The sequence below is a fragment of the Streptomonospora halophila genome (assembly GCF_039542725.1).
Lineage (GTDB): Bacteria > Actinomycetota > Actinomycetes > Streptosporangiales > Streptosporangiaceae > Streptomonospora > Streptomonospora halophila.
On sequence record NZ_BAABIK010000006.1, the window covers coordinates 1 to 25,333 of the forward strand.

Here is a 25,333-nt window from a genome sequence, read left to right on the forward strand (position 1 = left end):
GGCGCCCTTCGTCATGTCCTCGCTACGGTCACCGATTTCCCATCAACGATCTAGACAAGCCAATGTAGAGGCCATCGCCGACACTTCACGGCGGAATCGTGACACCGAGAGACGAACGGCCTCACCTGAACGCGCGGCTGCAGTAGCGGCGCCCAGCCCGTCCGGCTGCGAGCGCGACCAAGGGCAACCCTGCAGCCAAGCTCGACATGCTCAAGGAGCGGTCGAGGTCAGCATGGTCGACGGCCTGCGCGAGGCTCGGATGCCGGGGAACTGGACCCTGCACGACGGCCTTATCCGCCGAGGAAGTGGTCGACGTCGCCAACCTCATCCAGGAGACGCTGTTCGAGGTTTACGTCGAGGCTGCCCAGCACGCCCCGATGCGCGAGCCACTGGGCGCCGATATGTGCGGTATTCGGATGCGGCACGAACCGGCCTGGTCATGGGAAGTTTCGTCTCGAGGGAACTGGCTTTCTTCGCGCAGGGGACCTCGGTCACGGATCGTGCGATCCTCCGCCTGAGGTACCTACTTTCCGGGATACTGCCGTGACGAGCCTGGGTTACTGGGAGGTGGAATGAACGAGATTGCGGGGAGCCCGCATACTGCGATCCAGGTGGGGAGCGTGTACGGCAACATCAACGTCGGCGGGAGTGATCCGCCAGAAATTCCTGTGGCAGTGCGCGCCGAGGCGGTGGAGTGGAGTGAACTCATCGCCGTCGAGGACGGGGGCGAAGAACTCCTCACCTGCGCTGATACGATCGAGGTCGTGGCGCAACGCTGTCGCGGGGCCGAGGTGGTGATCGGAGCCCCGCAGCCGAGGGTGGTGTCGCGGCGGCGGGCCCGACCCTGCTTCTCCCCACCAGCACCGCCCCTGTACGATGCGCTGCCACCGCCACACGAATACTGGATCGCGGATTTGACGACCGATCCGCCGGAGATCACCCCAGAGAACGGTAAGCGTCGCTACGAGTTCGACCTCTCGTCAGGGGTGGCTGAGTCCTTCCTGGTGCACGTCGACGGGTGGATCGATATCGAAGAAGACCTGCGCATCGACAAAGAGGTCCGATTCAAGTTCTTTGTCGACTGGATGTGTGAAGGCCGCCGGGGCGGCGTGGATGTGTTGAATGAGTCCGGCGAGGCGTTCCTGTGGCATCCGCTCACGCCGAAACTCGGGGTCCGCTCCAACCTTCGCCAGGAACGGTGAATCCGCGTGACCCGTCCGGAGCCACTATGCCCGCATCCCCCACCGCCCGCCAGGTTGGCCAGCCAGCTTGAAGCCGGCCCCGGGCCAAATGCCACAAGATCTTCTTCGAGCCGATCAGAATGCGCATCAAGGCTCGCCCACAGCTTGGGGATACTCGTATTCTTCAAAGGCCAACGAGTTGCCCCTGCAGCCTGAAATCCCGCGATACAGGTCACTACAAGGGGGTCAATAAGCGAGCGGCCCCACATCGATAGCGAGCAGGCCAGACGCTAGACCGACGACCAGGCGGCCGTCCGCCCAAGCAAGAGACAGCACCTGATGGTGGACAGGAATGGCCGAGAGTTGTCGAGCCGTCGCCGGATCCCAGATCCGCACCGTACAGTCGTCGCCAGCGGTGACCAGGCGCGCCTCCCCCTCCGGAGTGGAGAACGCGCACATCGACCGCAGCGAGCGCGCCCCGCCGTGGAACAGGTACGCGCTTTGTCGCGAGGCCCAGACACGCACGGCCGCCCGCGGGTGGGCTGTGGCCAGTCGGACCTCTCCGCTGGGATCGGTGAAGGCGCAGACCGACCTGATCCGGTAGGTGTCGTCTCCGGTGATCGTGCGCTCACAGGTCCGCTCGGCAATATCCCAGATGCGCATCTTCTCATAGTGCCCGGTGGTCGCGAGCCGAGGGCGACCGTCATTATCGACGAAGTAGCACACCGCGGCCACCCCTCCGGCGCCGTGGGCGACCACGGACCATTCCGGACGGTCATGTTCCAGGTCCTGGACCCGCAGCGTTCCGTCGGTGGCCCCGATGACGATTCTGGGCCGACCGTCGGCGGGGGTGAAGGCGCACAAGGCCGAAACGCGGCGGGTGTCTCTGGGACGACCGTCGGCGGGGGTGAGGGCCCCCACAACCGAAACGCGGCCGGTGCCGAGGGTCAGCGTACGCTCAACCTCACCGGTACCCGCACTCCTGGTCAGCACCGTGCGGTCGCCATCGCCGGAGGCGATCCGGGGCGGGCGCCCCGTCGCCGTGATGGTGCACAGCGTAGGGGCTTGTGCAGGGGCGCTGCTGTCAGCCGGCGCATCGGCCCCACCGGAATCCCAGATGCGAATCGTCTCGTCTCGGCCCGAGGAAGAAATCCAGTGCCGACCGTCCCTATCGGAATAGGAGCACAAGGCGGTGACCTTGCGGCTATGACTACCGAGTGTGCGCTCGGCACCGGTGGCAAGGTCACGGATCCAAACGTCACCCTCGGCGCTGCCCAAGACGAGGTGAGAGCGGTCCCCGGGAAGTACCTGGCCGAGCAGTGTCAGGACCTGGCCGACGGGCCTCCCACCTGCTGCGGGAACACATTCCCCGGTCTCCAGATCGGCTACCGTGATGTTCCCGTCATCGGCGATTAAGGCGACACGCGCAGTCCCACCCATCCCCGGAAGCGGGCACGCCACTGGCCGCACGCTCGGTTTTCCGCCGCCCCTCTGGAGGGTGCAGCGGACGGTACCCGCGGTGGTGTCCCAGAGGAGTACCGAACCATCGTCGCCGCCGGTCACCAGATCCGTACGACCGGCCGAGCGGGCTATCCCAAATATTGTCCTGACAGCCTTGGTGTGGCCGCGCAGTAGCCGTTCCGGCAGGCCACTCGTGGCATCCCAGATGGCAACAGTCCCGTCGAAGCTGCCCGTGGCCAGTCGGGGGCGGCCATCGGGTCCGGTGAACGTGCAGGTGGAAAGCACCCAGCCGCTGTAACCGTCCAAGGAGCGTGTGAACGTCCCATCGACGGGATTCCATATCCGCACCCTAGACAAATCCGCCGTCACAATCCGGGGGTAGTCGTCGGGACCGGTGCATGCGGATACGGACAACACCCCACCGGTGTGGCCTGCGATCTGCTGCTCGGCGGCACCAGTGGCCGGATTCCAGACCATGACGGTTTCCGACTTCGTACCTGCGGTGACCAGGCGGATTTCACCGTCGGTGCCTGTGAAGGTACACATGGCCGTGGTGCCGCCGGAGTGTTCCAGGATAGTGTCCTCCCCGCGGGGAGGGGCCGCCGCCCACGCTGCTCGGTAAGGGGCCATCGGATGGTCGCTGAAGCCGTCGGTGTCCCGTTCAAGTGCGGCGTTCACGCTGAGCATCGCGGCCCGCGCACCCGGTGGTGCCTCCGCGGCCTGCGGGGTGAGCCGGAGCAATCGGGTGCGGCGCCGTGCCAGCCCGGTCGACGCAGTGTCTGCCACGGCCAGCAGCCGCGACAGTTCGGCGTGCAGCGGGTAGGAATCGTCTGCGAAAAGTTCGCCGACCATGCCCGCACGCGCTGCATGGCCGGGCAGCGCGGTGCGCAGGTACTCCGGAGCCTGATCCCACCCCTGTTGTTGTCCGGCGCGGATGAAGGCCGTGGTGATGGCCGCCTCCTCATCGGACCGCGGGGCCAGTTCGTCGCGCTTTCCGAGTAGGGCATCGTTGAGCGCCTGGTGGAAGAGACGGAATGTCCGCTCACCGCTGAGGCGGTTCGTCGCCACGAGGAAGTTGGCAGCCGCTGAGCGAGTGAACCGGGTCAGCGTGCGGGCGTCAACACTCCCCTCACCTAGCGCCGTGATCGCCCGACTCCACAGCCCGGCCGTCCACCCTGGGGGGTCGGCGAACGCCAATGCGGAGAACACAGTCTCGGCGCTGGCGCGTTCCACGGGCGGAAGCCGGGCCAAGTAGCGAGTGAGGGTCGTGCCGACATCGGTGGTGAATGACAGCTTCCGGGGATCGATGGGATCGGTGTCGTGCAGGCCGTGGGTGTGGGCGACCAGGCCGGCGATCAGAAAGTTGCCTTCGGACAGGGCGGCGATGCGAGCCGCGATCGGTCGGGCGGTCGCCGGGTGCGCGTAGGGGCTGTCCGGGCGTTCCGCGCCGACCAAGCACAGAGTGGCCAGGGCGTAGTCGGCGAGATCCTCAACAGCCGAGAACTCCGCGGAATCGAGGTCGATGTTCCGGTACGACTCTGCGAAGGCGCTCAGCAGATCACCCGAATCGTCCCTGCGCCGGGTTCCCATGACCACGCGTGCGCCGACGTCCGCGCAGGTCTCGACAAGCGGGCGCACGATCGCGGTGATGATCAGCCGCGCTTCCTCCGGTGAGGAGGCCTCGTCAAGCGCATCGATGACCACATTGAAGCAGGCGTCCCGGCGGGCCAGGGCCTGACGCATCGGTCGCGGGAAATCGTCTGTGCACTGCGGAGCAGCGACATGAGCCGCCTGGGCGATCTCGGCGGCGACCTCCAAGGCGGTCTTGCCTTTGGCGTGAACCGAGCACGCAACCGACCCCAGCTCGGCGCGCACTGCGTCGTCGTCCGTGGGAAGTGTCGCTCGTGCGGCGGCGTCGGCGGTGATGACGATGCGGCTCAGGACAGCGGACTTGCCGGCGCCGGGCGAGCCCGTCACCACCAGGGCGCGCCGTGCGGGCGGATCGCGGGTCAGCCAGTCGGTGATGGCAGTGAGGGCCGCGGTTCTGCCGCGGAACCGCCAGCCTCGTTCACTGTCGACCGTGACTCCGCGTGCACGAGGGTTCCAATGGCGACTGGCCTCAGGGTCGCCGTCGAGGCTCCAGCCCCACCCGCCGTGTGTTGCGGCATTCAGCGGCTGGTTATCGAGTTCTCGGAGCTCTGCCTCTTCGAGGATCGCGTCGATCTGGTGCAGAGTGATGGCCTGGCCGTCGCCCCGGCGATTGGCGCTGTTCACCAGGCCGACCACGGCCTGACGTTCAGGCGACCATAGTCCGGCGCCGCTGAATCCCGGCTCTACCTGGTACCGCGTCTGCGTATCGAGGCGGACCCAGCCGTAGCCCTGGGCGGCGCCGATCGTGCCACCGGTGGAATTCCCCCAAGGGGTGCGGTTAGCAAAACCGAACGCCCACCAGGCGTTTCCCACGAGATCCTTATTGCGTGGATAGCCCAGCGGCGCCGGTTCGGCGCCCGTCGGCAACTCGTCGGCCAGGTGGAGAAGGGCCACATCTTCGACTGGGGAAGGGCAGACGTCGGAGGCTGAGGCCTGGCGGCGCGAGGCCCCCGGCACGTCCGGGAAAGCGATCCATACAGTCGTGCGTCCGCCGAGGACATGCGCGCTGGTGAGGATCCGGCGGGCGTCGATAACCAGTGCCGCGCCCAGCGGTTCGTGGTCGTCCTCGTGTGCGTGGACGGCGGCTGCCCACGGGAACGCCGACGGCGCCTGGTCGAGCATGCGGGGTCGCCGATCAGCGGGCGTCAGTGGTCTTGGCGGGGTGCCAGTGCAGGGTCACTTCGAAGTTCGCCTCGCTTTTCGCGCGGGCGACGAGCCAGTTGGCATCGCCGCTGACCTTGATGCCGAACGTGACTTGCACTTCGTCGGGTCCGATCGTGCGAATCCCGGTCAGGACCTCCTTGGCCGCACGGACTGCGGGCTCAACGGCCTCGCGCACGCTCCCGGCGATCTGGCCCGGACCGGCGGGGGCGAACCCTTCGACGGCAGCCGCCTCAAAACGGACGGTCGTCCCGTCCTCCAAGTGATAGCTGGTGACGTGGGATTCCACGCAGTATCCCTCCGATCGTGTCCGCCTTGTGCCGCCGCGTGCCTGTGTGTAGGTCCGCCGGTCACTGTGCAACGCGGACTCATTTGCCCTGAACCGGAGGGATCTTGGCGGTAAGACCTTGTTCACGATAATCGCCAGTGCCACGAACACCGTAGCGATAACGGGATCTCCGGCTGGCCGATAACTGCCAGGTTTGCATGACGTTCAGGACGCTGGCATGAGGAAGGTGACGCGCTTCGGCACGTCTCACCGGAATCGTGATCCTCGACCGCCGCTCACGACGTGTCGGCGACGCGCAATACTGGCTCCGGACAAAGCGGCTGTGGACCCGGCGTGAGAGACCGGACATCATCACCCACTCAGGCCGGAACCTACTTCGGAACCTCCCCGGAAATCTGTGAGAGCTTCCGGTTCCGAAGGCCGTCGCCGAGCCAGCGGCGCCGACGCTTCAGACTACTGGCGGCCGGCGACTAATCGCTGGCTACGCCATCGGACATCGGCCGCGGGCCGGAAGACAATCGGGGCACTGGTGCACCCCCGAGGGTGCACGAGGTCGGTGAAGGTGGTGCACCACCAGGGTGCACGCCTTGTCACGCATCCCGGTGCAACCGCGCAGAACCCGGCCCGCACCTCGCCCACAGCCTGGGGATACTCGCATTCTTGCAGGTAAGCGCACTCCCCCTGCAGCCTTCGATTCCCGTCATCCGCTCCAAAACGGACAAAAGCCAGGTCAGACGGGGTTTCCCGGAGACCTGGCCTTCGTCGTTTCCGGACTTGCCAGAGCGCGGCGTGCCCGCTACGTGGCTGATTGGGGTGGAAGGATGGCGGCGCGTCCAGCATCCCCCTACCGCAGTTTGTCCAGCAATACCCCGTCGGCAGCGCGCGCCCACTGCGTCCATCCGTTGACCTGGTAACCACAAAGCGCGTTTGCGGCCCCCGAGGGCGACTTGAACGGCTTTCCTTCGACGCCACCAATCGTGATACAGCCGTCGGGGGTCACCTCTGCCGTGTGCACCACCCCTTTCCGCGGGCGCTTCCACACGAGCTGGGATCCCGCTCTGAGGGCGCCACTGCGGATGAGCGGCATCAAATCCCCACGCCGGTGTTTCCCAGAGTTCGAGGGACCGTCCTGCAGTCCGAGCCAGCGGCGCATCACGTCGTTCGGCGTGTCCTCGAATGCTTTCGCTTTGTCCTGGAGGGCTGCGTACACCTCGTCGTCGATGCGAATCACCGGGGCCATGCGAGTCTCCTCAACCGTCTGTTCCAGTCCTTGCCACTTCAGTCCAGAGCGCCGCGCATCACTGCCAGCAGTGCCACGAAAGCGCCCACCGCAGAAGCACACGCGTCCCGCGACCCAATCTGCGGGCGGCGCCGAGACCCCAGACTCTAGCATGTTACAGACGTCAGTAGTTCAGTTTGAGTGGAGCATCGTGAACCGGCCGTGTGCGTACGACGAGACTCGGCCGGAGTTCTCGGTCGTGCCGCCCGCGGTCGGTCTCGGCCGAGCGGCGAGCCGACGCCGAACAGCAAGCCCTGTGAAGCCCATTGGCTGAAGGTGGGGTGTGGCGCGGCGGGGGTGGAGCGTACGTGCGGCTCGTCCAGTGGCGTTGCCGGTTAATTGGTGGTCCTGCCTGTCGGCGATGGCTCAAGGGCGGTCACCTGTGCAGTTGCGATTGCCTTCGTCCCGAGTGCCCGCGCTACCGAGGCAAGCCCGTGTGAACCGATCGCCACCCATTGAGACCGACGAACGGTCTCGACGAGAATGCGTCTCGACACAACGACCTTCAGCCGGGAGGCAGCGTGGCAGCCACGGTCCAGTTGAGGACGTACACCGTTCGGGAAGGCCTGCTCGACGAGTGGGTGCAGCGCTGGCGCGAGGAAATCGTGCCGCTTCGCCTCCGCTTCGGATTCACATTGGGCCATGCCTGGATCGACCGCGAACGCAACCAGTTCATCTGGACCATCTCCTACGAGGGCGAGCAGTCCTTCGAAGAGCGCAACCGCGAGTACTGGAACTGTCCCGAACGAGCGGCGATGTCCTTGGACCCCAAGGACTACCTGGAAGCCACCGACAAACAAGAGGTCGCCCGGGTCTACTGACCCCGATCGGGCAGGGCCAGCATGTGCGCCCGGCGCTCCTCCTCGGTCAACGCACGGAACACACGGGTGCGGGCGAACGCCTGCAGCTCGTCGGTCGCCGTCTCCGCCCGCCACCCGCGAATCGTCGTATCACGCGAACCCGATACCACAAGACGCGAGTCAGCAGTCCAGACCACGCTGGTCACACGGTCGCGGTGCATGCCGACAACCTCTCGTTCCTCACCGGTGCCCCCATCCCACACACGCACCGACCGGTCGTAGGACCCGGTCGCGATGCGGCGGCCGTCCGGCGACCATGCCACGGCGGGCACCCGCCCCTCGTGGCCGCGCAGCACCGCCGCGGTCTTGCCGGATGCCACGTCCCAGATGCGCACCGTCCAGTCCGCGGAGGAGGTGGCGACGCGGGTCTCATCGGGTGCCCACGCCACACAGTCCACCCAGTTGTCATGGCCGTGCAGCACCGCGCGCTCCCGTCCGGTGCCGATGTCCCAGATCCGCGCTGTGCGGTCGTCGGAAGCGGAGGCGATCATCCTCCCGCTGGGCGAGAAGGCCAGGCCCACGACCCAGTCCTGGTGGCCGGAAAGCACCGTCAGCAGCGACCCGTCCTGGGCATCCCAGATCCGCAACAGGCGGTCCTGAGCCCCTGTCGCGACGCGCCGGCTGTCGGGGGACCACGCGACCGCTTCGACGATGGCGCCCTCGTGCTCCAGCACATGGCGCGGCTCCCCGCTCCCGAAGCTCCACAGACGCGCGCGGCGGTCGGTCCCTCCGGAGGCCACCCGGGAACCGACAGGGGACAGCGCGACCGCCCGCACCTTGCCCTCGTGCGCGGCAGCGACCACACCGGTCTCGGCCTCGGTGTCCGCCCCGCCCATCCACAGCTCTCCGGTCTCACAACCGCCCACCACGGCCGGCGAGCCGTCTCGGTCGGCGGTGTCCACCGAGGTCAATGCGGCACCGTGACGGGTGAGTGACCACTCTTCCACCGAGCGGGGCAGCAGATCCCAGATCCGCAGCGTCTGGTCCTCCGATCCGGTCGCCAGCCGCGTGCCGTCCGGTGACCAGGCCACACACCACACGTTGTCCTCATGGCCGCGCAGCACCGCCTGCTGCTGCGCGTCGTCGGCGGAGAACACCCGGGCCGTGCGATCGGCCGACGCGGTAGCCAGCATCGCGCCGTCCGGGGACCAGGCGACGTTCCACACCCGGTCCTCATGCGCGCGGACCAGCAGACTCCGGCGTCCGCTCGCGGCGTCCCACACCCGCACCGTGCCATCGCCCGAGGCCGTCGCGATCCGGCCGCCTTCGGGGGCCCAGTGCACGCCTTCGACGAAATCCTGATGGCCCCGCAGTGTCAGCTCGCGCTCGGCCGTGGCGACGCGCCAGACGATGACGGTCTGATCGTGGGAGGCCGAGGCCAACCGCTGGCCGTCCGGCGACCACGCCAGGCCGAGGACGTTGTCCTCGTGGCCGGCCAACCGGGCCACGACGCTGCCTGTGTCGGCGTCCCAGACCCGGACGGTCCGGTCGCGTGATGCGCCGGCCACCACGGCACCGGTGGGGCTCCACGCCACCCCGCGCACCACGTCGGTGGCATCGGCCAAACGCAGGACAGTGGTGCCGGATTCGACGTCCCAGAGGCGCACCGTGCCGTCGCGTGAGGCCGTCGCCACCCGGGCGGAGTCCGGCGACCACGAGACGCTTTCGACCATGCCCAGATGCCCGGTCAGCTCCGTTCGCAGTGCGCCCGACTCGGCGTCCCAGATGCGCGCAGTGCCATCGCGCGAGGCGGTGGCCAGCAGGCGCCCGTCGGGCGACCACGCGAGATTGCGCACCGTATCGGTGTGCCCCTTGTAGACGCCGCGCGCATGGCTGTGGGCCAACGACGCCAGCAGCGCTCTGCGGGCCGTCGGAGTCGGAGCGCACTCCCCCAACGCCGCGAGGCAGAGCAGAACCGCCAGCTCCGGGTAGCGCTCCACGTTCGCCAGGACGAACTCCGCGATCTGCTGCGAGACGCGCAAAAGGAACCCGCGGTCCCGGCGCCGGGATGCGTCGACGAACACGGCCACCGCGGGGGTGTCCTGGCCCACCTCCCTCAGCCCGGCGAGCCACTGCTCGGCCAGCTCCAGCCGATCCCCGGTCAGCAGGTAGTCCGGGCTGCGCCCGCTGCGCTGCCAGTCCGCGGTCCACCGCTCGAGTTCGGCACGCTGGCGCAGCCGTTCCATGTGCGCCTCGACCTCTTGGCGCAGCGGCGCCCACTGGCGAAACAGCGCCTCGTGGGCCACGTGAGCCGTCGGTTCGCCGCCGTTGACGTCGGAGACGAGCAGGCGGGCTTCGATGAAGGCGTCGACGATCCGCCGCTGCTCCTCGGAGAGGGAGCCCAGCGGGACGCGCCGCCTGGAGGCGTCGCTGCTGCTGACCGTGACGAACAGCAGCAGTGTGCGCAGCACGTCGGGCATGTCGCTGCTGCTGCGCAGTTCCGCGGAGACCTGGTCGGCGTGGCGGGACAGGGCGCCGTCGACCCCGCCCAGGGCGCGATAGTGCTCGATGGTCGCCGTCTTTCCTGTGCCTACGCGCAGGTACAGCTCTTGAAGGAGATAGGCCAGCAGCGGTAGCGCGTCGCCGCTTCCGGTGTCGGCGACGATGCGCTCGACCAGTCCGGGTTCGAGCTTCAGTCGGGCCGCCTCGGCGGGGCGTTCGATCACTTCGGCCAGTCCGGCCCGGTCCAGAGCGCCCAGGGCGATCGGGCTGGTGAACAGGCCGGCGCGGTCCTCGGCCAGCATGTCGCCGAGGAACTCCACGCGAAGGGTGGCCACGACATGCAGGTGCCGGTCGCTGCCCAAGGCATCCGTTAAGCCATCGAGGAACAGTCGGCGGTCGCCCTCTCCGGTGAGGGTGGCCAGTTCCTCGAGCTGGTCGATTACCACGAGGGTGTGCGCGAACCGGCGTCCCGACGCGTGGCGGTATCTGGCGAACAGGTCGGCGAACTCCGCGGGGGCGCGACGCACCCGGCGGGCAACGGCCTCAGGCGACTCGCCGAGTTCGGCTGCGAGCGCCCGCGCAAGAGCCCCCAGCGGGTCGGTGCCCGGCACGATGACGGGAAGGACACTCCAGCGCTGCCCGCGGATGCGCGGCAGCACGCCGGCGTGCAGCAGGGAGGACTTGCCGATGCCCGAAGCGCCGATGATGGCGGTGAAGCGGTCTTCGGCCGACGCTCTGGATTGGTGGAGGCGGCGAACGATCTGGGTGGTCTGGGCCTCGCGGCCGAAGTAGACGGCCGCCTCGTCCTCCCGGAAAGCCTCCAAACCAGGATAGGGCGGGCGCGTGGGATCCCAGGCGAGCTTGGGCGGGGGCGGGTTCTCCAACCCGTAGGCCACAACATGGCCGGCCACCAGGACGATGAGGAGGACGACCAGACCGGGAACGGCGATCTGCTCCAGCAGACTCAACGGAAGCGGCGCGTCGTCGCCGTCGGTGGCGTAGTTGGTGACAACACCGAGGAGACTGGCCGCGAGTACGAGGAACAGTTGAAGCAGCATCGCGATCCGCTGCCGACGCTGCACCCGGCGCCTCCGCTCATTCAGTTTGCGTGCAGGGTCGGAATGGGCGCTGACGTCGTCTTCCATCGACAGGGCCAGTCCCGACCACAGCGCGCATCCGACGTGTCAGCTTAATCCTCGGGCAGGGGCGGGTAAAGGCCGGTTCCGGTCGCGGCCCACAGGCATAAATTGGACGCCGATATATGCAGGATTTCGGATGCGGCACGAAACGGCCTGGCCATAGCAGAGTGTTTCGTCTTGAGTGAACTGGCCGTCTTCGCGCAGGGACCTTGGTCGCGGATCGTGCGATCCTCCACCTGACGCAACTACTCTCCGGGATACTGCCGTGACGGAGACTGGGCTACTGGGAGGTGGAATGAACGAGATCGCGGGGAGCCCACATACTGCGATCCAGGTGGGGAGCGTGCACGGCAACATCAACGTCGGCAGGAGCGGTCCGCCAGAGGTTCCTGTGGCAGTGTGCGCCGAGGCGGTGGAGTGGAGTGAGTTCATCGCTGTCGAGGACGAGGTCGAAGAACTCCTCACCTGTGCCGATACGATCGAGATCGTGGCGCAGCCCCGCGAAGGGGCCGAGGTGGTGATCGGGGCCCCGCACCCCAGAGTGGTGTCGCGGAGGCGGGCCCGGAAGTGCTTCACTCCACCTCCGCCACCCGCGTATAGCGCTCTTCCACCACCGCACGAATACTGGATAGCGGACTTGACCATCGACCCGCCGGAGATCACCCCGGAGAATGGTCCGCGCCGCTACGAGTTCGACCTCTCGGCAGGGGTGGCCGAGTCCTTCCTTGTCCACGTCGACGGGTGGATCGACATCGAAGAAGACCTGTGCATCGACGAAGAGGTCCGATTCAAGTTCGTTGTCGACTGGATGTGTGAAGGCCGCCGGGGCCGTGTGGATGTGTTGGGTAAGTTCGGCGAGGCGTTCGTGTGGCATCCGCTCACGCCGGAACTAGGAGTTCGCTACGATCTTCGCCAGGTTCAGTGAGTCCACGCGGTGGACGCGACTACCGTTGCATGTGATCGCCCATGCTTCCGGTGGCCGCGCTTACTCGTCTTTCAGATCCGACTGCTGTTCCCCCTCCGCGTACAATTGGTTACCGGCCGACGACTCGCAGGGAGGAGCGAATACGGCGTCGCGAACGCGCGGCCCTGAGCTTTCGGCCTCATACTTGTCACATGACCCAAATTGAAGATCTACTGCACCGGCGTACGGACCTATCGACGTTCCTGGTCCACCTCACGCGCGACGACCGCGGGGCGGCGCGCGACAACTTGTTGGACATCCTCGCGAACCGGACGATCGAGGCCAGGCGTGTCTACGGCATGGCCACCGACCTCGCGCGGGAGATGCCAGAGATCGAACGCACACAGCAAGTAGCCTGCTTTACCGAGACACCTTTGGAGTATGTCTGGATGATGTGCCAAGACATCTCAACCCGAGGAGTCCAGCTACGTGGGTATGGCCTTGCCTTCACCAAGGCCTACGCCCGCAAGAAGGGCGTCAACCCTGTCTGTACATCGACATCACACCTGGCCATGGCTGGCTCACACAGGCCGTGAACGCCTTGAGGGACGAAGCTCACGAGGCAGCCACGACGAGTTCGCTGCGGCAGGAGCATCGAGCAGACCGGCTTCTGCAGTCGCAGATTCTGCGGCTCACGCCGTTCATCGAGCAGATCGGACCGATGAACAATGGTGGACGCAAAGAGTTCTGGTGGGAGCGCGAGTGGCGCCACGTGGGGGACTTTCGCTTCGAAGAACCGCGCGACATCGTCGTCGCCTTCCCGCAAGGGGACCACAACGCCTTCAGGGACGACCTCACGTCCGTGCTTCAGCAAAGGCAGGAAGGCAGCGACCCCTTCGTTCCCGCTGGAGACCTTCCCCCTGTCGAGGTAGACGGCTACAAGAGCCTCCGCCTAGTGGACCCGAACTGGGGACTTGAGCGGATGATCGCCGCGCTCGCGGGCGTTGGCGATCCTGGCCCGTTCCCGAGCTGAGCCCACGTCTCCGGCCCCGCCCACGGATACAAGCGCCACACTCGCTCATAGCGCGAGACCGACCTGTCTGAACGCTCGATCAAGAACGCGCCCCTGGGGCGTCTGCGCCGGCGGGGCGAGGGTGGCTGATAGACCGGTTAGGAACTCCCCCGGCATCGGTTGCGATCCTCGGTCGCCGCTGACGGCGACCGCCACCGCGCCTGAACAGGCGAAACGATCATGCAAGCTGCGTTGCGCTGCGCAACGAGACCGGACATCATCCCACTCAGGCGCGAACCTACTTCGGAACCTCCCCGGGAATCCATGAGAGCTTCCGATTCCGAAGACAGGCATCGGCCGCCGAGCCAAAGGCGCCGACGCTTCAGGCTACTGGCGGCCGGCGACTCATGGCTGGCTATCCGACGGACATCCGCCGCGGGCCGGAGGACAATCCGGCCGCTGGTGCACCACGAGGGTGCACGAGGTCGGGAAAGGTCGTGCACCACCAGGGTGCACGCCTTGTCACCCATCCAGGCGCAACCGCACGCAACCCGGACCGCACCTCGCCCACAGCCTGGGGACACTCGAATAATCGCACGTCAGCGAATTGCCGCTGGGCCCTCCGATTCCCGTCATCCGCTCTGTACGAAAAATAGCCCTGACCTGCGATATCAAATCGAACAGACAGGGCTGTTTTTGCGCCCAGGGTACACGCGAGGGTGCACCACCTCCCCGCGGCCCCCGCTGTGCAGACTCCACCCCGTCATCCGTCCCCACCGGGGGTGCAACAGGGTGCACGGGAAGACCACGCCGGCCCCGAGAACCCTCGGATTGCTGAGGGGGGCTACTGGCGATGGCACCCATATTGCTCTGGGCATAGTCGTCGTGCTGGTTGTTGCGATCCTCGGTAGCCGCTGACGGCGACCGCCACAGCGCCCGAGCAGGCGAAACGCCCAAACGATCCCCGCCGCGCAGTGCAATGAGAACAGACATAATCACCCACTCAGGAAGGAACCTACTTCGGAACCTCCCCCGGGAATCCATGAGAGCTTCCGGTTCCGAAACCCGCCACACAACGGGCCGCGCCGACACCCCAGCTACCGGCCGACCCACCCACCTCCCCGCCACGCACGGATCCCCGCCGACGCCCCCGAACGCCATCGGACGGCCCTACACACACCCCCGGGCACCGGCAACACCGCCAGCCCGGAGAACCTTCGAGAACCTCGGCGATTCTTCGCCCGATTCCCTCCGCAACCGCGCCGCCCGCTCACGAAGCTAATCGCTGTACTTCCTCGGTGCTGCCATACTCTGTATTTTTCCTGGGATCAAAGCCTGCACAGAACCCGGGGCGCAACACCATCAGCCCTTGCAGGTTGGCGCCGTGCACGTGGGCTTTTCCGGAGTACCGGAGGTCGATCCGCTCGCCTTTGACGCTGGTCGTCTTCTCGGCGCAGCGGTCAGTGGGGACGACGGTGCCGTGCAGCACGAGGTGAGAGGTGTCCTCCCGGTGCGCCTGCTCCAGCATCCGGTCCAGTTCGGGCGCCTGCTCGGCGAGCACGTCGGTGCCCTTGCCGGACACTCCTGCCCGTCTGTCGCTTCTGCCTACTTCGTCGGTTCCTGGAACCGAATTCGCTGGGCTCACCTCAATGGCCCGCACCCCGCGGCGAGAGATGCCGCCGGGCCCATTCGGTGAAGGTGGTGATCGGTAGGCCGAACGCACGCCGGTCTTCAGGGCAAGACCTTCATCGGCCGAATTCGGTTCGGTTTTGGGAAGTGCTCGGGGTCGGCGGTCGTCGGCTGCCGACCCACCTGCCACCCGGCCGTCACGGAATTTTCCACCTGTCGCACGAACCGCTAGGCACGGGGTAGCGTCAGATCCCTGTAGCGACCGAAATGGTCGATCTTTGGGCAATTCCCAGCGATGGACCCTCTGGAGAGCACTCACATGCCTAGCCCCCTCTCCCTGAAGGACGACGACCCGACCGAGATTGGAGGACTCCGCCTGATCGGTCGCCTCGGCGCGGGAGGTCAGGGGACGGTGTATCTCGCGGAACAGGCGCAGGGCGGGTCTCTCGTCGCCATCAAGTGCCTCAGTGCCGCGGGGCTGGAGGACCCCCGGATTCGGCAGCGGTTCGTCCGCGAGGCCGAGGCGGCGCGGCAGGTCGCCTCCTTCTGTACAGCGACCGTGCTGGCGGCCGACTTCGAGGCGGAATCGCCCTACATTGTCAGTGAATACGTCGAAGGCCGGTCGCTGTCTCAGCGCATTCGCCAGGACGGGCCCATGTCAGGCGGAGACCTCGGCCGCCTCGCCGTCGCCACCGGCACGGCGCTCGTCGCGATCCACGAGGCCGGCATCGTGCACCGCGACTTCAAACCCGGCAATGTCCTCTTCGGAGACGGTGGCGCACGGGTGATCGACTTCGGGATCGCCCAGAACACGGAAGCCTCTGCCACCCTCACCAACTCCCCGATCGGAACACCGGCGTTCATGGCGCCCGAGCAGATCGCGAGCGGGCAGGCGACTGCCGCTTCGGACGTGTTCGCCTGGGGCGGCGTTCTGGTGTTCGCGGCGACGGGCGCTTCGCCGTTCAACGCGGACACGGTGGCCAACGTGCTGCACAACGTGCTGCACGTGGAGCCGGACCTGAGCGCGGTACCGGACGAGGTGCGCCCGTTGGTGCGGAGGGCGCTGAGCAAGGACCCCGAAGCGCGGCCCAGTGCGGTGGATGTCCTGATGACACTGCTGGGCCGCCAGGGAACCCCCGCCAACCCGGACAGCCTCAGCCAGGCGATGCGTGACGCGCAGACCGCCGTTTCCGGTACCGGCGCGCCCACGGGCGTGACGGCGACGACGGCGATGTTCCCGAACACGGGCATGTACCCGCATACGACCATGTCACCGCCCACGGACATGCCCCCGAACACATGGGACACGCCCTACGGGCAGCCCCCTGCCCGCAAGCCGGGCAGCCGGCTGAGGCCCTGGCTGATCGGTATCGGCGCCTTGCTGGTCGCCGGCGCCCTCATGGTGGCGGCGGTGATGGGCGCGCTGCTCGACAACATCCTGGTACCCCTCGAAGGCGGTGGGGGTACCAGCGAGGGTGGAAGCGACCCGCAGGCCGACAGCGGCGCCGCATCCGGGGCGGAGTCCGAGAGCGCCGGAGAGAGCACGGCGCCCGAGAACGCCGGAGACGCCGCGTCCGAAGGCGGTAATGGAAATCCAAAGTCCGAGACCGTAGAGCCGCCTGTGGAGCCCGAGGCCGGGGAACCGGACGGCACGACCGTTGCCACCGCGCCTCCCGGGGTAGCCACGGACGTCGACAACGTCCAGGTGGGCGACTGCTTCAACGACCCCAGTGAGGAAAGCACGGCGGTGGTCTTCATCGTCGACTGCGCGGAGCCGCATGATGCCGAGGTATTCGGGTTCCTCGAAGTCGACGGGAACCGTGCATGGCCGGGCGCGGAGACCTTGGGCGCGGAGGCGCAGGCGGGATGCAAGGATGACATGTTCTCGTCCTACGTCGGCGTCGGCTATGACTCGTCCATGTATTACCTGATGTGGTACACGCCCTCGGAGAGCAGCTGGGACGCGGGCGACTACGTGCTGACCTGCTCCGTTCACAACCCGGACGGCAAGATCACGGGGTCCGTAGCGGGCGTTGCTCGATAGTCCTCCTCAGTTCTCCGCGTTGTCAGCCTTCGACTTTTGAGGGGCAGTCGCCGCGGCGCGCGCCGTCCACGGCCAGGTGAGCTTCCCTGCGTAGCGCGGACACTTGAGGTGAGGGCAGGCGTGATCATCAGGAAGGATGTCGCCCATGCCCTCTCCACACTCGCCCGAGCTCCGCCGCCGCGCTGTCGAGCCGGCGCGCCAGGGCAGCAAGTCCACCGCCGAGCTCGCCAAGGACCTCGGCATCAGCTGCTCGTGTTTGCAGAACTGGGTGGCCCGGGCCGCCGCCGAGGAGAAAGCGGCCGGCGAGGCCGCCCGGCCCACAAGTGCGGAAAAGAAGGAACTCGCCGAGCTGCGCCGCCGCAACAAGCAACTTGAAGCCGAAAACCAGATCCTGAAGCGGGCCGCAGCCTGTTTCGCCGGTGAGAACGTACTCCAAAGTAATGTACTCGCTGGTCCGTGAATGTGCCGCCGACTCGATCCCGGTCGCGGTGGCACGAGCGAGTACACAACGCATCCGAAGCGCACCGGGTGCATCGGTTCCGCTTCGGGTAGGTTCCCGCAGAATGATTCCCCCCGACCTGCTTGGAGCGCCCATGGCGGCGAAGAAGGACCGGCCGGGACAGCGGAGGCCGACAACCGGTGAAGCCGCCACTCCTCGATCCGGTGCCCGTTCCCGCGCCCCGTGGCACCTGTGGCCGATCGCCGGGGTGATGCTGCTGCTCGCAGGCGGCGGCCTCTGGGACTATCTCAATCTCATCGAGCCCAACACCGCCTACATCGAGGACCAGGGGTGGGGTGCCTCCGGGATCGCCTACTTCACCGATTACCCGATCGTCCTGCGCCTGCTCTGGACGACCGCGCTGCTCGCCGCAGCCGCCGCGCCGGTCCTGGTGCTGTTCCGCTCCCGATTCGCGGTTCCACTCGCCCTCGTCGCCGCAGTGGCCCAGGCCCTGTTGCTGGTCAGCACGCTCGCTTTCATGGACCGGTTGGCGGCGCTGGGCACGTTCACGGCGCTCTTCGACGCCGGAGTGGCCATCGTATTCGCCGCCTTCTGGGGATACTGCCGCTACCTGCGCGCGCGTTCCGCGCTGAGGTGAACGCCCCAGTACGGGCGCCTCTCCGCCACTGGCACAGCCGGAACCTGGTAGCCGGCGGACCATGCTCGTACGCCCTCAGGGCTTTTCCTATGCCCAGGGTGCATGCGAGGGTGCACCACCTCGCGCCAGCCGCCCGCTGTGCAGACTCCCTCCCGTCATCCGCCCCGCAGCGAGGGTGCACCAGGGTGCACGGGAGACCGCCGACAGCCCCGCCGGCTGCGAGAACCTCGCCCGACGTCGGAGGTTCTTCGCCCGGTTCCCTCCGCGTTCGCGCAGGCCCGAGCGATGGTCGCCCCATGGCAATCGTCTACGACGCGGTTACGCGCCTGCTCGACCTCATCGGGCTTCCCTGACCGGCACGAACCTCAGGCCAAACCGACTTTGCGCTGCCCGTAAAGTGCCGGTCCGGTCCCCATCCCTCAGCTTCGCGAAACAGAAGGAACGGCGGGCCTCGACGTGCCACAGTTGTAGGTGTCCAATGTCGGCATGGTGGGGCACCTATGGAGAATTCACGTCGCCTGTTCTCGCTGCTGGATGATGAACCGATTGCGTGTCCCGAGGACGACACCCTTGGCACCGGGAAAGCCGCCCTCAGGCTCGCTGGTTTACTGGTCGCCTCCCGGGAAGCGACCCCGCTGACCCTGGCGGTGGACGCCGACTGGGGGTCGGGCAAGAGCAGTCTGATGAGGATGCTCGAGTCCGAGTTGGCAATGCGTGAGGACGTGCACACAGTCTGGTTCAACGCTTGGTCCGCCACCCAAGCGGATGCTCTTGAGGGCATCATCAAGTCTGTCCTCATGCGCTTCGACCGGAGACTTCTTCGTAGGGCACTGCAGCAGATGGCCGACCGTCGAGCGGTGCTGGGCGTCGCCCGGGTCGCCGCCACGTTCGCAGCCTCAGCATTTGGGGTAACTGGACTCGTCGACCAGTTGTGGAATCGTCTGTCGGCGAGCCCGCAGAGCCGAAACGAGATGGCGACGAGCCTGCGTAGCCTCACCAGAGAATGGTCCGAGAGCGGCCCCTACACTCCCAGGCGGTTGCTCGTGGTTTTCATTGACGACCTCGATCGCTGTCCTCCCGAAACCGTGCTCGCCGTATGCGAAGCGGTTAAGGTCTATCTGGACGTCCCCGGCCTGGCATTCGTCATCGGATGCGACCGGTCGGCGTTAACCGAAGGCGGAATCCTGGAAAGCCTCTCCCCGGGCGGGGTCGCCTTCATGGAGAAGATTTTTCAGACCAACTACCGCCTCCCCCTGCCCACTGACGAAGAGGCTGCCGGGTTCGTCCGGGAATGCGCAAGAAGATCGGGAATCGCTGCGCTCCTCACGACGGATCTCGTGCACCTGCTCGTAGGCCACGCCAACCGGAACCCGAGAAGGATTAAGCGGATAATCAACGGCTTGGCGCTGGAAAGTACGTTGAATCCTGTCTGGCGTGATGTCGATGACTCTTCGATCCAGTCGATGGTGCGGGTCATACTGCTCCAATATCTTTATCCCGGTTTCTATCGAGATCTCGCCGGAAATGCCCCTCAGCGAAACCTGATTCGCGACTTCTTGCTGTATCGCAAGGCGATGAGGAGCGCGCTCGGGCCGGAGGACGGATCGGTCGAGGACGAGGAGGTCGATTCGTTCTATGTAGACCACGATGTCTCCCCTCCATACCGAAACGAAGGCGAGGATCCAGGGGACCTGTTCGGAAAATTGGAGCTGCGGCTGCCGTCGTCGTTTGCGACGCTCGCCTACGATCGGGCGTTCGTTGCGCTGACCGAACAACTATGGGAGAGCGGTGCGGGGTCGCTCCTGCTTCGCCAGGTCCTCAGCAGGCCGCCGGAGAGGGTGACCGCACCCGCAGAAGATATGAGCGACGCCGCGGATGAAACCCTTGGCATCTCACCCTTCGAGTCCAGTTCTTCAGTTCCGTACAGCAGAAAATCAGTCCTATGGATCGACGACGCCCCGACGAATAACAGCTCGCTCACTGCGTCCCTGCGACAGTCGGGGGCTCGGGTCGTAATCGCGATGAATGGAGACGAGGCAATGCAGTGTCTCGCTGACAGAAAATGGGACCTCATTATATCTGACGTTACCCGGAACGGCGACCAGGAAGCAGGATTCAAGGACTTGGAACGATTTCATCGGGCCGGGTTAACGGACACTCCGGTGATCTTCTACACAAGCGGAGTTACGTCCAATCGACAAAAGAAGGCTACTGCGATGGGCGCCCTTCTTATTACGTCAAGTCCGTATGAATTTCGCCGAATTTCTGATAAGGTTTTGAGTGGCACATAATGTGCGCAAACGGGGTACGTGTCCAAAGCCTGCACAGAATCGGGGCGCAACAGCATGCTGCCGTCGGGCAGGCGATCGGCCATCGGCTGGTGGACCTGCGGCGGCCGTCGAGTACGAGTCCGCGCAGGTAGCAGTCGCCCCAGGCGTGGGTACCGTGGTGGGGAATCGAGGCGAAGGCCTCGGCGCAGAACGCGTCGAGCTCCTCGCAGCGCGCGTCGACGGCGGCCGGATCCATGCCTGTGATCGTCCTGGATCAACACACGGAATGCAGGAACTCAACGAAGTACTACTGGGCAACGAGGCCCGCCCCGGCCCCGTCGGCACCCCGAGCATCCATTGCGCGGTTTCTTTCCGGATTTCGGCCTGGATCCGTCAGATGCCGCGCGATAGGCGTCGGCCGGTGGCGGTGATCACGGCCGGAACCTGCGCCAGCGCGGATTGACGTTGTGGCGGTGTAGCTTGACCGGCCATGGACGATCTCCAGTCACTCAAGCCTCACCTACTCGAATCCGGAGTTCCCGAGACCGTCGCCGACCGGTGGCTCGGGTTGGCTCTTCCCCAACTGGTGTTCACCCCGATGGACGACGCCGACCTGCAGGCGGGAGAGCGCCCGGCGGGGTGGTACGGCGGGCATCCGCGCGTTCCGCTCGATGTCGACCTGGGCGACTATCCGCACTACATCGCCTCGGTCGACTGCAGTGCCCTCCCGCCCAGCCCACCGGGGTTGGCGCTGCCCGGTGAAGGCTCGCTGCTCCTCTTCGCCACCAGGGATGCGGATTCCGCCATGGAACGCGACCTGTCGACCTCCCCGCGCGCGATGCTGCACGTCGGCGCGGACACACCGGTGCGGGAGTGGACGCTCGACGAGTCGCCAGAGGAGCCGGATCACTTCCGTGCCCCGTTCCCCCTCCGGTGCAGCGCCTACTGGAGCCTGCCCGACGCCGACCACGCCGTGCTCCTCCTCGACGATGAGCTGAACGGCTTGTTCTCTCCCTACGAACGGCAGTTGGCCAGTGCCAATCGGGCCAACAGGCGGAACACCAGAAGGTCGGTGCAAGGCCCGAAGGTGCTGAAGATGGGCGGATACCCGGCCAACGTCCAGGACGACCCCTGCCTTATCTACGACAAGGCAGAGGTGCTCGGGCGACGCGATTGGTGCCTGATCGCCGAATGGGGGGCGAGCCTGTCGCCCGAAGGCGAGGACATCCGCACGTACTGGGTGATGTCTCGCCAGGACATGGCGGAGTTCCGCTACGACCGGGTGGGACAGCTGAGCGACCACAACGAGTCTTCCGACCAGATCGGCCTCTGAGCGTCGGGCGCCGCCGGGTTCTTCCCGCCGTCACCGCTCGATGCCCTGTTGAGGAGGTGGCGGTGGTGAGGTGGAGGCGCCCTCCGCCGAGCCGCCGGCGCCACCGCCGGTGGCTCGCCCGCCGCAGGCGCGCCGCGGCCTCCTCGGCCACCTGCGGCGATCGAGCAGCAGCCCAGCGAGGCCCGGTGGCGAAGGCCCCCACGGCCGGCCACGCCTCGCGGAACCGTCGCCCGCACCCGCCTGCGGGTCGCCGCCCACCGCCCTCCGCGTCGGGCGGCGGCTCCGCACTACACCGGAACTCCTCGTCCAGGATCCGGTGGAACCGCCGCGACGGCCGCAACCGCCGCGCTTCGGCGGTGCGCAGACCCAGCGCCACGCGCCCGGTTCCAGAACTCCCCAGCCCATCCGACCCGCGAACAGGCCCGGGCCAGCGTCTCGGCGGGGTGGAGCGAGTGGGGCGGGTGCGGGTGCGCGGGTGAACAGTCCGGCCGCGCGCCCGCACCCGGGCTCAGGTCAGCGGACGACCCGGGTGATCCACCGGTCGTGGGCGCCGATGCTGGTGTAGACGTCGGGCAGCGCACCGCACTCGGCGCCGACACCGCGGCTGTTCACCCCGACGACCCGCCACTCGCCGTAGACCCGGCGCAGCAGAGGCGAGCCGGAGTCTCCGTAGCAGGGGCCGCGGACGCCGTCCGGGTTGTCGGTGCAGACGTCGCCCTTGCGGACGCCCCAGGAGCCGTCGCCGTTCTCGTCCACCTGGCACCGGCGGTCCGAGGGCGAGAGCAGGGTGGTGTCGAGCTGCTGCAATTCCTCGGGCAGGTTCGCCGGGTCGTCGGTGTCGTCGTTGGACGTGTAGCCCCACCCGACCTGGCGCACTTCGGTACCGGGACGGGGGATGCGGCGCTCCAGCCTGACGGGCTCGACATCCACCGGAGAGTCGAGCTTGAGCAGCGCGATGTCTCGGCCTTCTTCATGGTCGGTGTAGTAGACGTAGTCCGGGTGGACCACGATGTCGTCGAGCTTGACGACGGTCCCGCCGGCGGTCCGGTCGTTGGAGCCCAGCCGGACGTGGAAGATGTCCGGGTCGCGCAGCTTGTAGGGGTCGGAGCCCTCTCCTTCGGTCACCACGCAGTGGGCGGCGGTGACCATCCACCGCTCGTCGACGAGCGCCGCGCCGCAGCCGTGGTGGTCGGGGTTGCCGTCCCGCTCGTACTGCAGGGAGCCGACGAAGGGGTAAGGCTGGTCGGCGGGCTGCCCTCCGATGATCTTGGGGGTGGGGGGCTCAGCCGTTTCGTCGGCTTGCGCCGCCCCGGCCTGGGTCAGCGCGCCGAGGGAGACGGCCGCGGCCAGCGCCGCACCAGTCAGCGCGCGCGTCCATCCGCGCACACCCGTTCCGTTCGATTGAGTTGTCGCCGTTCGCACTGCCGCTCCGTTTCCTACCGCGCCTCCGGCGTTGATATCCGCCGGAATACCTCGGGACACGTTAGGGAACCGTCAGCGGGGAGCGCGAGTTTCTTCTTGCACTGTCATTCGGCGCATCCGGTGCAGAAATTCTGCATCACAACCCCTGTGCCACCTACCTGCGCAAACGCGGCGCTCGCCATACCCTCCACACTTTCCCCACCCAAGGACGTGAATAATCATTCGCGAATCTCACTTCTCAGATGGCGCCGTTTTACGCACTTGACGCCCCGGGGGCCGCCTTGGTTGTATTTCGATCCCCGATCGGGAAAGGCTCGCCGCGGAGTCGACGTCAAAGCGCGGTGGTCACGACTACTCTCTTGGGAGCGCCTTGTGAAAAGTGGATTTCTGAAGTCGTCCGTGCTCATCGCTTCGTTCGCTGCTGCACTGTCACTTTCGGCGGCTTCGGCGTCAGCCTCGGTATCCCCTTCGGAGGAAGAACAGTCGAGTCCGGCCGCAGTCGGCGCGGAGGAAGCGCAGGCGGCGAGCATCAAGATCGTGGCGGCGTACGATGCTCCCTATCGCACCCGGCCCTATGGAAGCAGCCACAAGATCGGCACTGTACAGGCCGGCACCCACATCTACATTCAGTGCCGACTCCAAAACAGCTACGGCAACTACTGGTACCGCACCGCGGGGGGTGACGCTTACACTTACAGCGGACACTACCTCTCCTATCCGGGGATTCCCGCCTGCTGATGCTCCCGGTTGCAGGTCCGGGGCGCCAGAGCCCTGAGCCCTGAACGCCGTGGCGGGGCCACCCGATCGGCAGGCCCCTGATTTGCGGGATTCTCCGGACACACCGACGGCCACCGCCTGATTCCGGTCTTTGCGAAGACAACGATTCCCTCGGCGGTGGCCGTTGAAATCACCAGAGCGACCCGAGGGCTCTGTTATCGCCGCGGGGGGTGACGCTTACACTTACAGCGGACACTACGCCTCCTACGCGAATATTCCCGCCTGCTGATGCTCCCGGTTCCAGGTCCGGATTTCCTGGGCGCTGACCGTCTTGTCGTAGTCATTCGATCGGCAAGCCCTTGACCTGAGGGAGCCTCCGGACACACCGACGGCCACCGCCTGGTTCGGTCTCTGCGAAGACAACGAAGCCCTCGGCGGTGGCCGTTGAACTCCGCAAAACCATCCGGCATCCGCGCCGATCTCAGTTTCCCCGCGCTGCTTGCCCCATCAGCCGCCCGCGTCGTCGTGCGTGCGTCGCAGCAGGTGGACGGCCAGCGCGGTGGTCCACGCCCAACCGATCACGACCGCGGTTCGTTGCAACAGTCCGCCGACGGCGGCGAGCGGTTCGGTCTGGGCGAGTCCACCGGTGGCCAGGAGGACGAAGATGACGAAGGCGGCGCCGGTCGCGGCCGAGTAGGCGGCCCACGCCCGCCGGTGCCGGCGTAGGAACCACCGGGCGAACGCGGCGCACGCCGCCACCAGGGCTGCGAATCCGATCAGTGAGAGAAGATCGTGCAGGGTGCCATGCGTGCTGGCGTGCACGGGGACGGTCGGAGTGCCCGGTGGATAGCCGCCGACCGGGTCGGTGAGGAAGGCACCGGCCCCGAGCAGACCCGCCCCCCAGATCGCGATCAGCGACGGGCCCCAGGTCTTCGTTTCGTGTCGGCGAAGCGCGCGATGGGCTCCAAGCGCGAATGCCACCGTCAGCGATCCGGCGAGGAGGAAGTCCGCGGTCTGGACCCAGCCCGCCTCGCCCAGCGCAAGCGAGCTGACGGGATGGCGCAGCGGGTCGTAGTCGGGGCGCCGGAAGCCTTCGACCAGGAAGACGGCCACGAACAGGGGACCCGCGAAGATCCCTGACCGCAGCAGAACAGTCGTCGTCATGCCTCTACGATTCATGTCTGTAAGTTTCTTTTGACACCGCTTGCTTGTCAAACTAATCTGACAGACATGGAACACGACAGTGAGGACCTGACCCAGCGCGTCGAAGCACACGACCCGGCCCTTGGCCTGCGGGCGGCGGGCGCGCTGCACAGATTGGCCGAGCAGGTGGAAGCCGCGGCCACCGGCCACGCCCGCCGGCAGGGGTGGTCGTGGGAACAGATCGGCGATGCGCTGGGCATGTCGCGCCAGTCCGCCCACACCAAGCACGGGAAGTGAGGA

The 25,333-nt window shown here is 66.8% G+C and carries 19 protein-coding genes; 12 read left to right on the forward strand and 7 right to left on the reverse strand.

The genetic code is table 11. The features are described from left to right. Positions 1-572 precede the first annotated feature (572 nt). Positions 573-1,202: a hypothetical protein gene (locus ABEA15_RS06800; RefSeq protein WP_345555905.1), complete on the forward strand. Its 630-nt coding sequence runs from the start codon at positions 573-575 to the stop codon at positions 1,200-1,202. 225 nt (positions 1,203-1,427) lie between these two features. On the opposite strand, the gene ABEA15_RS06805 is transcribed toward ABEA15_RS06800, so the two are convergent. The 3 genes from ABEA15_RS06805 to ABEA15_RS06815 all read right to left on the reverse strand — a co-directional run bounded on the left by ABEA15_RS06805 (position 1,428) and on the right by ABEA15_RS06815 (position 6,982). After that, a complete protein-coding gene (locus ABEA15_RS06805; protein ID WP_345555906.1) occupies positions 1,428-5,414 on the reverse strand; it encodes a trypsin-like peptidase domain-containing protein in 3,987 nt (1,328 codons plus the stop codon). Between the two features lie 13 nt (positions 5,415-5,427). Next, the gene (locus ABEA15_RS06810; RefSeq protein ID WP_345555907.1) at positions 5,428-5,742 is read right to left on the reverse strand and encodes a CU044_2847 family protein; all 315 of its coding nucleotides are present in this window, start codon (positions 5,740-5,742) and stop codon (positions 5,428-5,430) included. A gap of 844 nt (positions 5,743-6,586) precedes the next feature. Continuing rightward, positions 6,587-6,982 (reverse strand): restriction system modified-DNA reader domain-containing protein, encoded by a 396-nt coding sequence (locus tag ABEA15_RS06815; RefSeq protein WP_345555908.1) that lies wholly within the window; start codon positions 6,980-6,982, stop codon positions 6,587-6,589. A gap of 578 nt (positions 6,983-7,560) precedes the next feature. On the opposite strand from ABEA15_RS06815, the gene ABEA15_RS06820 reads away from it, so the two are divergent. Then, a complete protein-coding gene (locus ABEA15_RS06820) occupies positions 7,561-7,842 on the forward strand; it encodes an NIPSNAP family protein (RefSeq protein WP_345555909.1) in 282 nt (93 codons plus the stop codon). Here the strand turns inward: ABEA15_RS06820 and ABEA15_RS06825 are convergent. Then, positions 7,836-11,381 carry an nSTAND1 domain-containing NTPase gene (locus ABEA15_RS06825; RefSeq protein ID WP_345555910.1) on the reverse strand — a complete coding sequence of 1,182 codons (3,546 nt, stop codon included), beginning with the start codon at positions 11,379-11,381 and terminating at the stop codon, positions 7,836-7,838. The genes ABEA15_RS06820 and ABEA15_RS06825 overlap by 7 nt on opposite strands. Before the next feature lie 376 nt (positions 11,382-11,757). On the opposite strand from ABEA15_RS06825, the gene ABEA15_RS06830 reads away from it, so the two are divergent. The 3 genes from ABEA15_RS06830 to ABEA15_RS06840 all read left to right on the forward strand — a co-directional run bounded on the left by ABEA15_RS06830 (position 11,758) and on the right by ABEA15_RS06840 (position 13,399). After that, positions 11,758-12,387 carry a hypothetical protein gene (locus tag ABEA15_RS06830; protein ID WP_345555911.1) on the forward strand — a complete coding sequence of 210 codons (630 nt, stop codon included), beginning with the start codon at positions 11,758-11,760 and terminating at the stop codon, positions 12,385-12,387. 191 nt (positions 12,388-12,578) lie between these two features. Next, the gene (locus ABEA15_RS06835; protein WP_345555912.1) at positions 12,579-12,962 is read left to right on the forward strand and encodes a hypothetical protein; all 384 of its coding nucleotides are present in this window, start codon (positions 12,579-12,581) and stop codon (positions 12,960-12,962) included. After that, positions 12,959-13,399, forward strand: coding sequence for a hypothetical protein (locus ABEA15_RS06840; RefSeq protein ID WP_345555913.1), 441 nt, complete (start codon positions 12,959-12,961; stop codon positions 13,397-13,399). Before ABEA15_RS06835 ends, ABEA15_RS06840 begins: the two co-directional genes overlap by 4 nt. Positions 13,400-14,648: 1,249 nt before the next feature. Here the strand turns inward: ABEA15_RS06840 and ABEA15_RS06845 are convergent. Then, complete coding sequence (locus ABEA15_RS06845) at positions 14,649-14,960, reverse strand: hypothetical protein (RefSeq protein ID WP_345555914.1); 312 nt, start codon at positions 14,958-14,960, stop codon at positions 14,649-14,651. Positions 14,961-15,326: 366 nt separating this feature from the next. Here ABEA15_RS06845 and ABEA15_RS06850 point away from each other — a divergent pair, with 366 nt between their 5' ends. From ABEA15_RS06850 to ABEA15_RS06875, 5 genes are all read left to right on the forward strand, one after another. Next, the gene (locus ABEA15_RS06850; RefSeq protein WP_345555915.1) at positions 15,327-17,051 is read left to right on the forward strand and encodes a serine/threonine-protein kinase; all 1,725 of its coding nucleotides are present in this window, start codon (positions 15,327-15,329) and stop codon (positions 17,049-17,051) included. A gap of 145 nt (positions 17,052-17,196) precedes the next feature. Beyond that, positions 17,197-17,511, forward strand: a complete 315-nt coding sequence (locus ABEA15_RS06855) for a transposase (RefSeq protein ID WP_345555916.1) — start codon at positions 17,197-17,199, stop codon at positions 17,509-17,511. Between the two features lie 250 nt (positions 17,512-17,761). Further along, the gene (locus ABEA15_RS06860; RefSeq protein WP_345555917.1) at positions 17,762-18,148 is read left to right on the forward strand and encodes a hypothetical protein; all 387 of its coding nucleotides are present in this window, start codon (positions 17,762-17,764) and stop codon (positions 18,146-18,148) included. 500 nt (positions 18,149-18,648) lie between these two features. Beyond that, complete coding sequence (locus ABEA15_RS06865) at positions 18,649-20,439, forward strand: P-loop NTPase fold protein (RefSeq protein ID WP_345555918.1); 1,791 nt, start codon at positions 18,649-18,651, stop codon at positions 20,437-20,439. Positions 20,440-20,908: 469 nt separating this feature from the next. Next, complete coding sequence (locus ABEA15_RS06875; RefSeq protein WP_345555919.1) at positions 20,909-21,751, forward strand: DUF1963 domain-containing protein; 843 nt, start codon at positions 20,909-20,911, stop codon at positions 21,749-21,751. A gap of 513 nt (positions 21,752-22,264) precedes the next feature. Here ABEA15_RS06875 and ABEA15_RS06880 read toward each other — a convergent pair. Continuing rightward, complete coding sequence (locus ABEA15_RS06880) at positions 22,265-23,137, reverse strand: S1 family peptidase (RefSeq protein ID WP_345555920.1); 873 nt, start codon at positions 23,135-23,137, stop codon at positions 22,265-22,267. A gap of 408 nt (positions 23,138-23,545) precedes the next feature. On the opposite strand from ABEA15_RS06880, the gene ABEA15_RS06885 reads away from it, so the two are divergent. Next, the gene (locus ABEA15_RS06885) at positions 23,546-23,911 is read left to right on the forward strand and encodes a hypothetical protein (protein ID WP_344141134.1); all 366 of its coding nucleotides are present in this window, start codon (positions 23,546-23,548) and stop codon (positions 23,909-23,911) included. Between the two features lie 486 nt (positions 23,912-24,397). Here the strand turns inward: ABEA15_RS06885 and ABEA15_RS06890 are convergent, their stop codons facing one another. Then, positions 24,398-25,054, reverse strand: a complete 657-nt coding sequence (locus ABEA15_RS06890) for a DUF998 domain-containing protein (RefSeq protein WP_345555921.1) — start codon at positions 25,052-25,054, stop codon at positions 24,398-24,400. Positions 25,055-25,120: 66 nt separating this feature from the next. Here ABEA15_RS06890 and ABEA15_RS06895 point away from each other — a divergent pair, with 66 nt between their 5' ends. After that, positions 25,121-25,330, forward strand: a complete 210-nt coding sequence (locus ABEA15_RS06895; RefSeq protein WP_345555923.1) for a hypothetical protein — start codon at positions 25,121-25,123, stop codon at positions 25,328-25,330. Positions 25,331-25,333 lie beyond the last annotated feature (3 nt).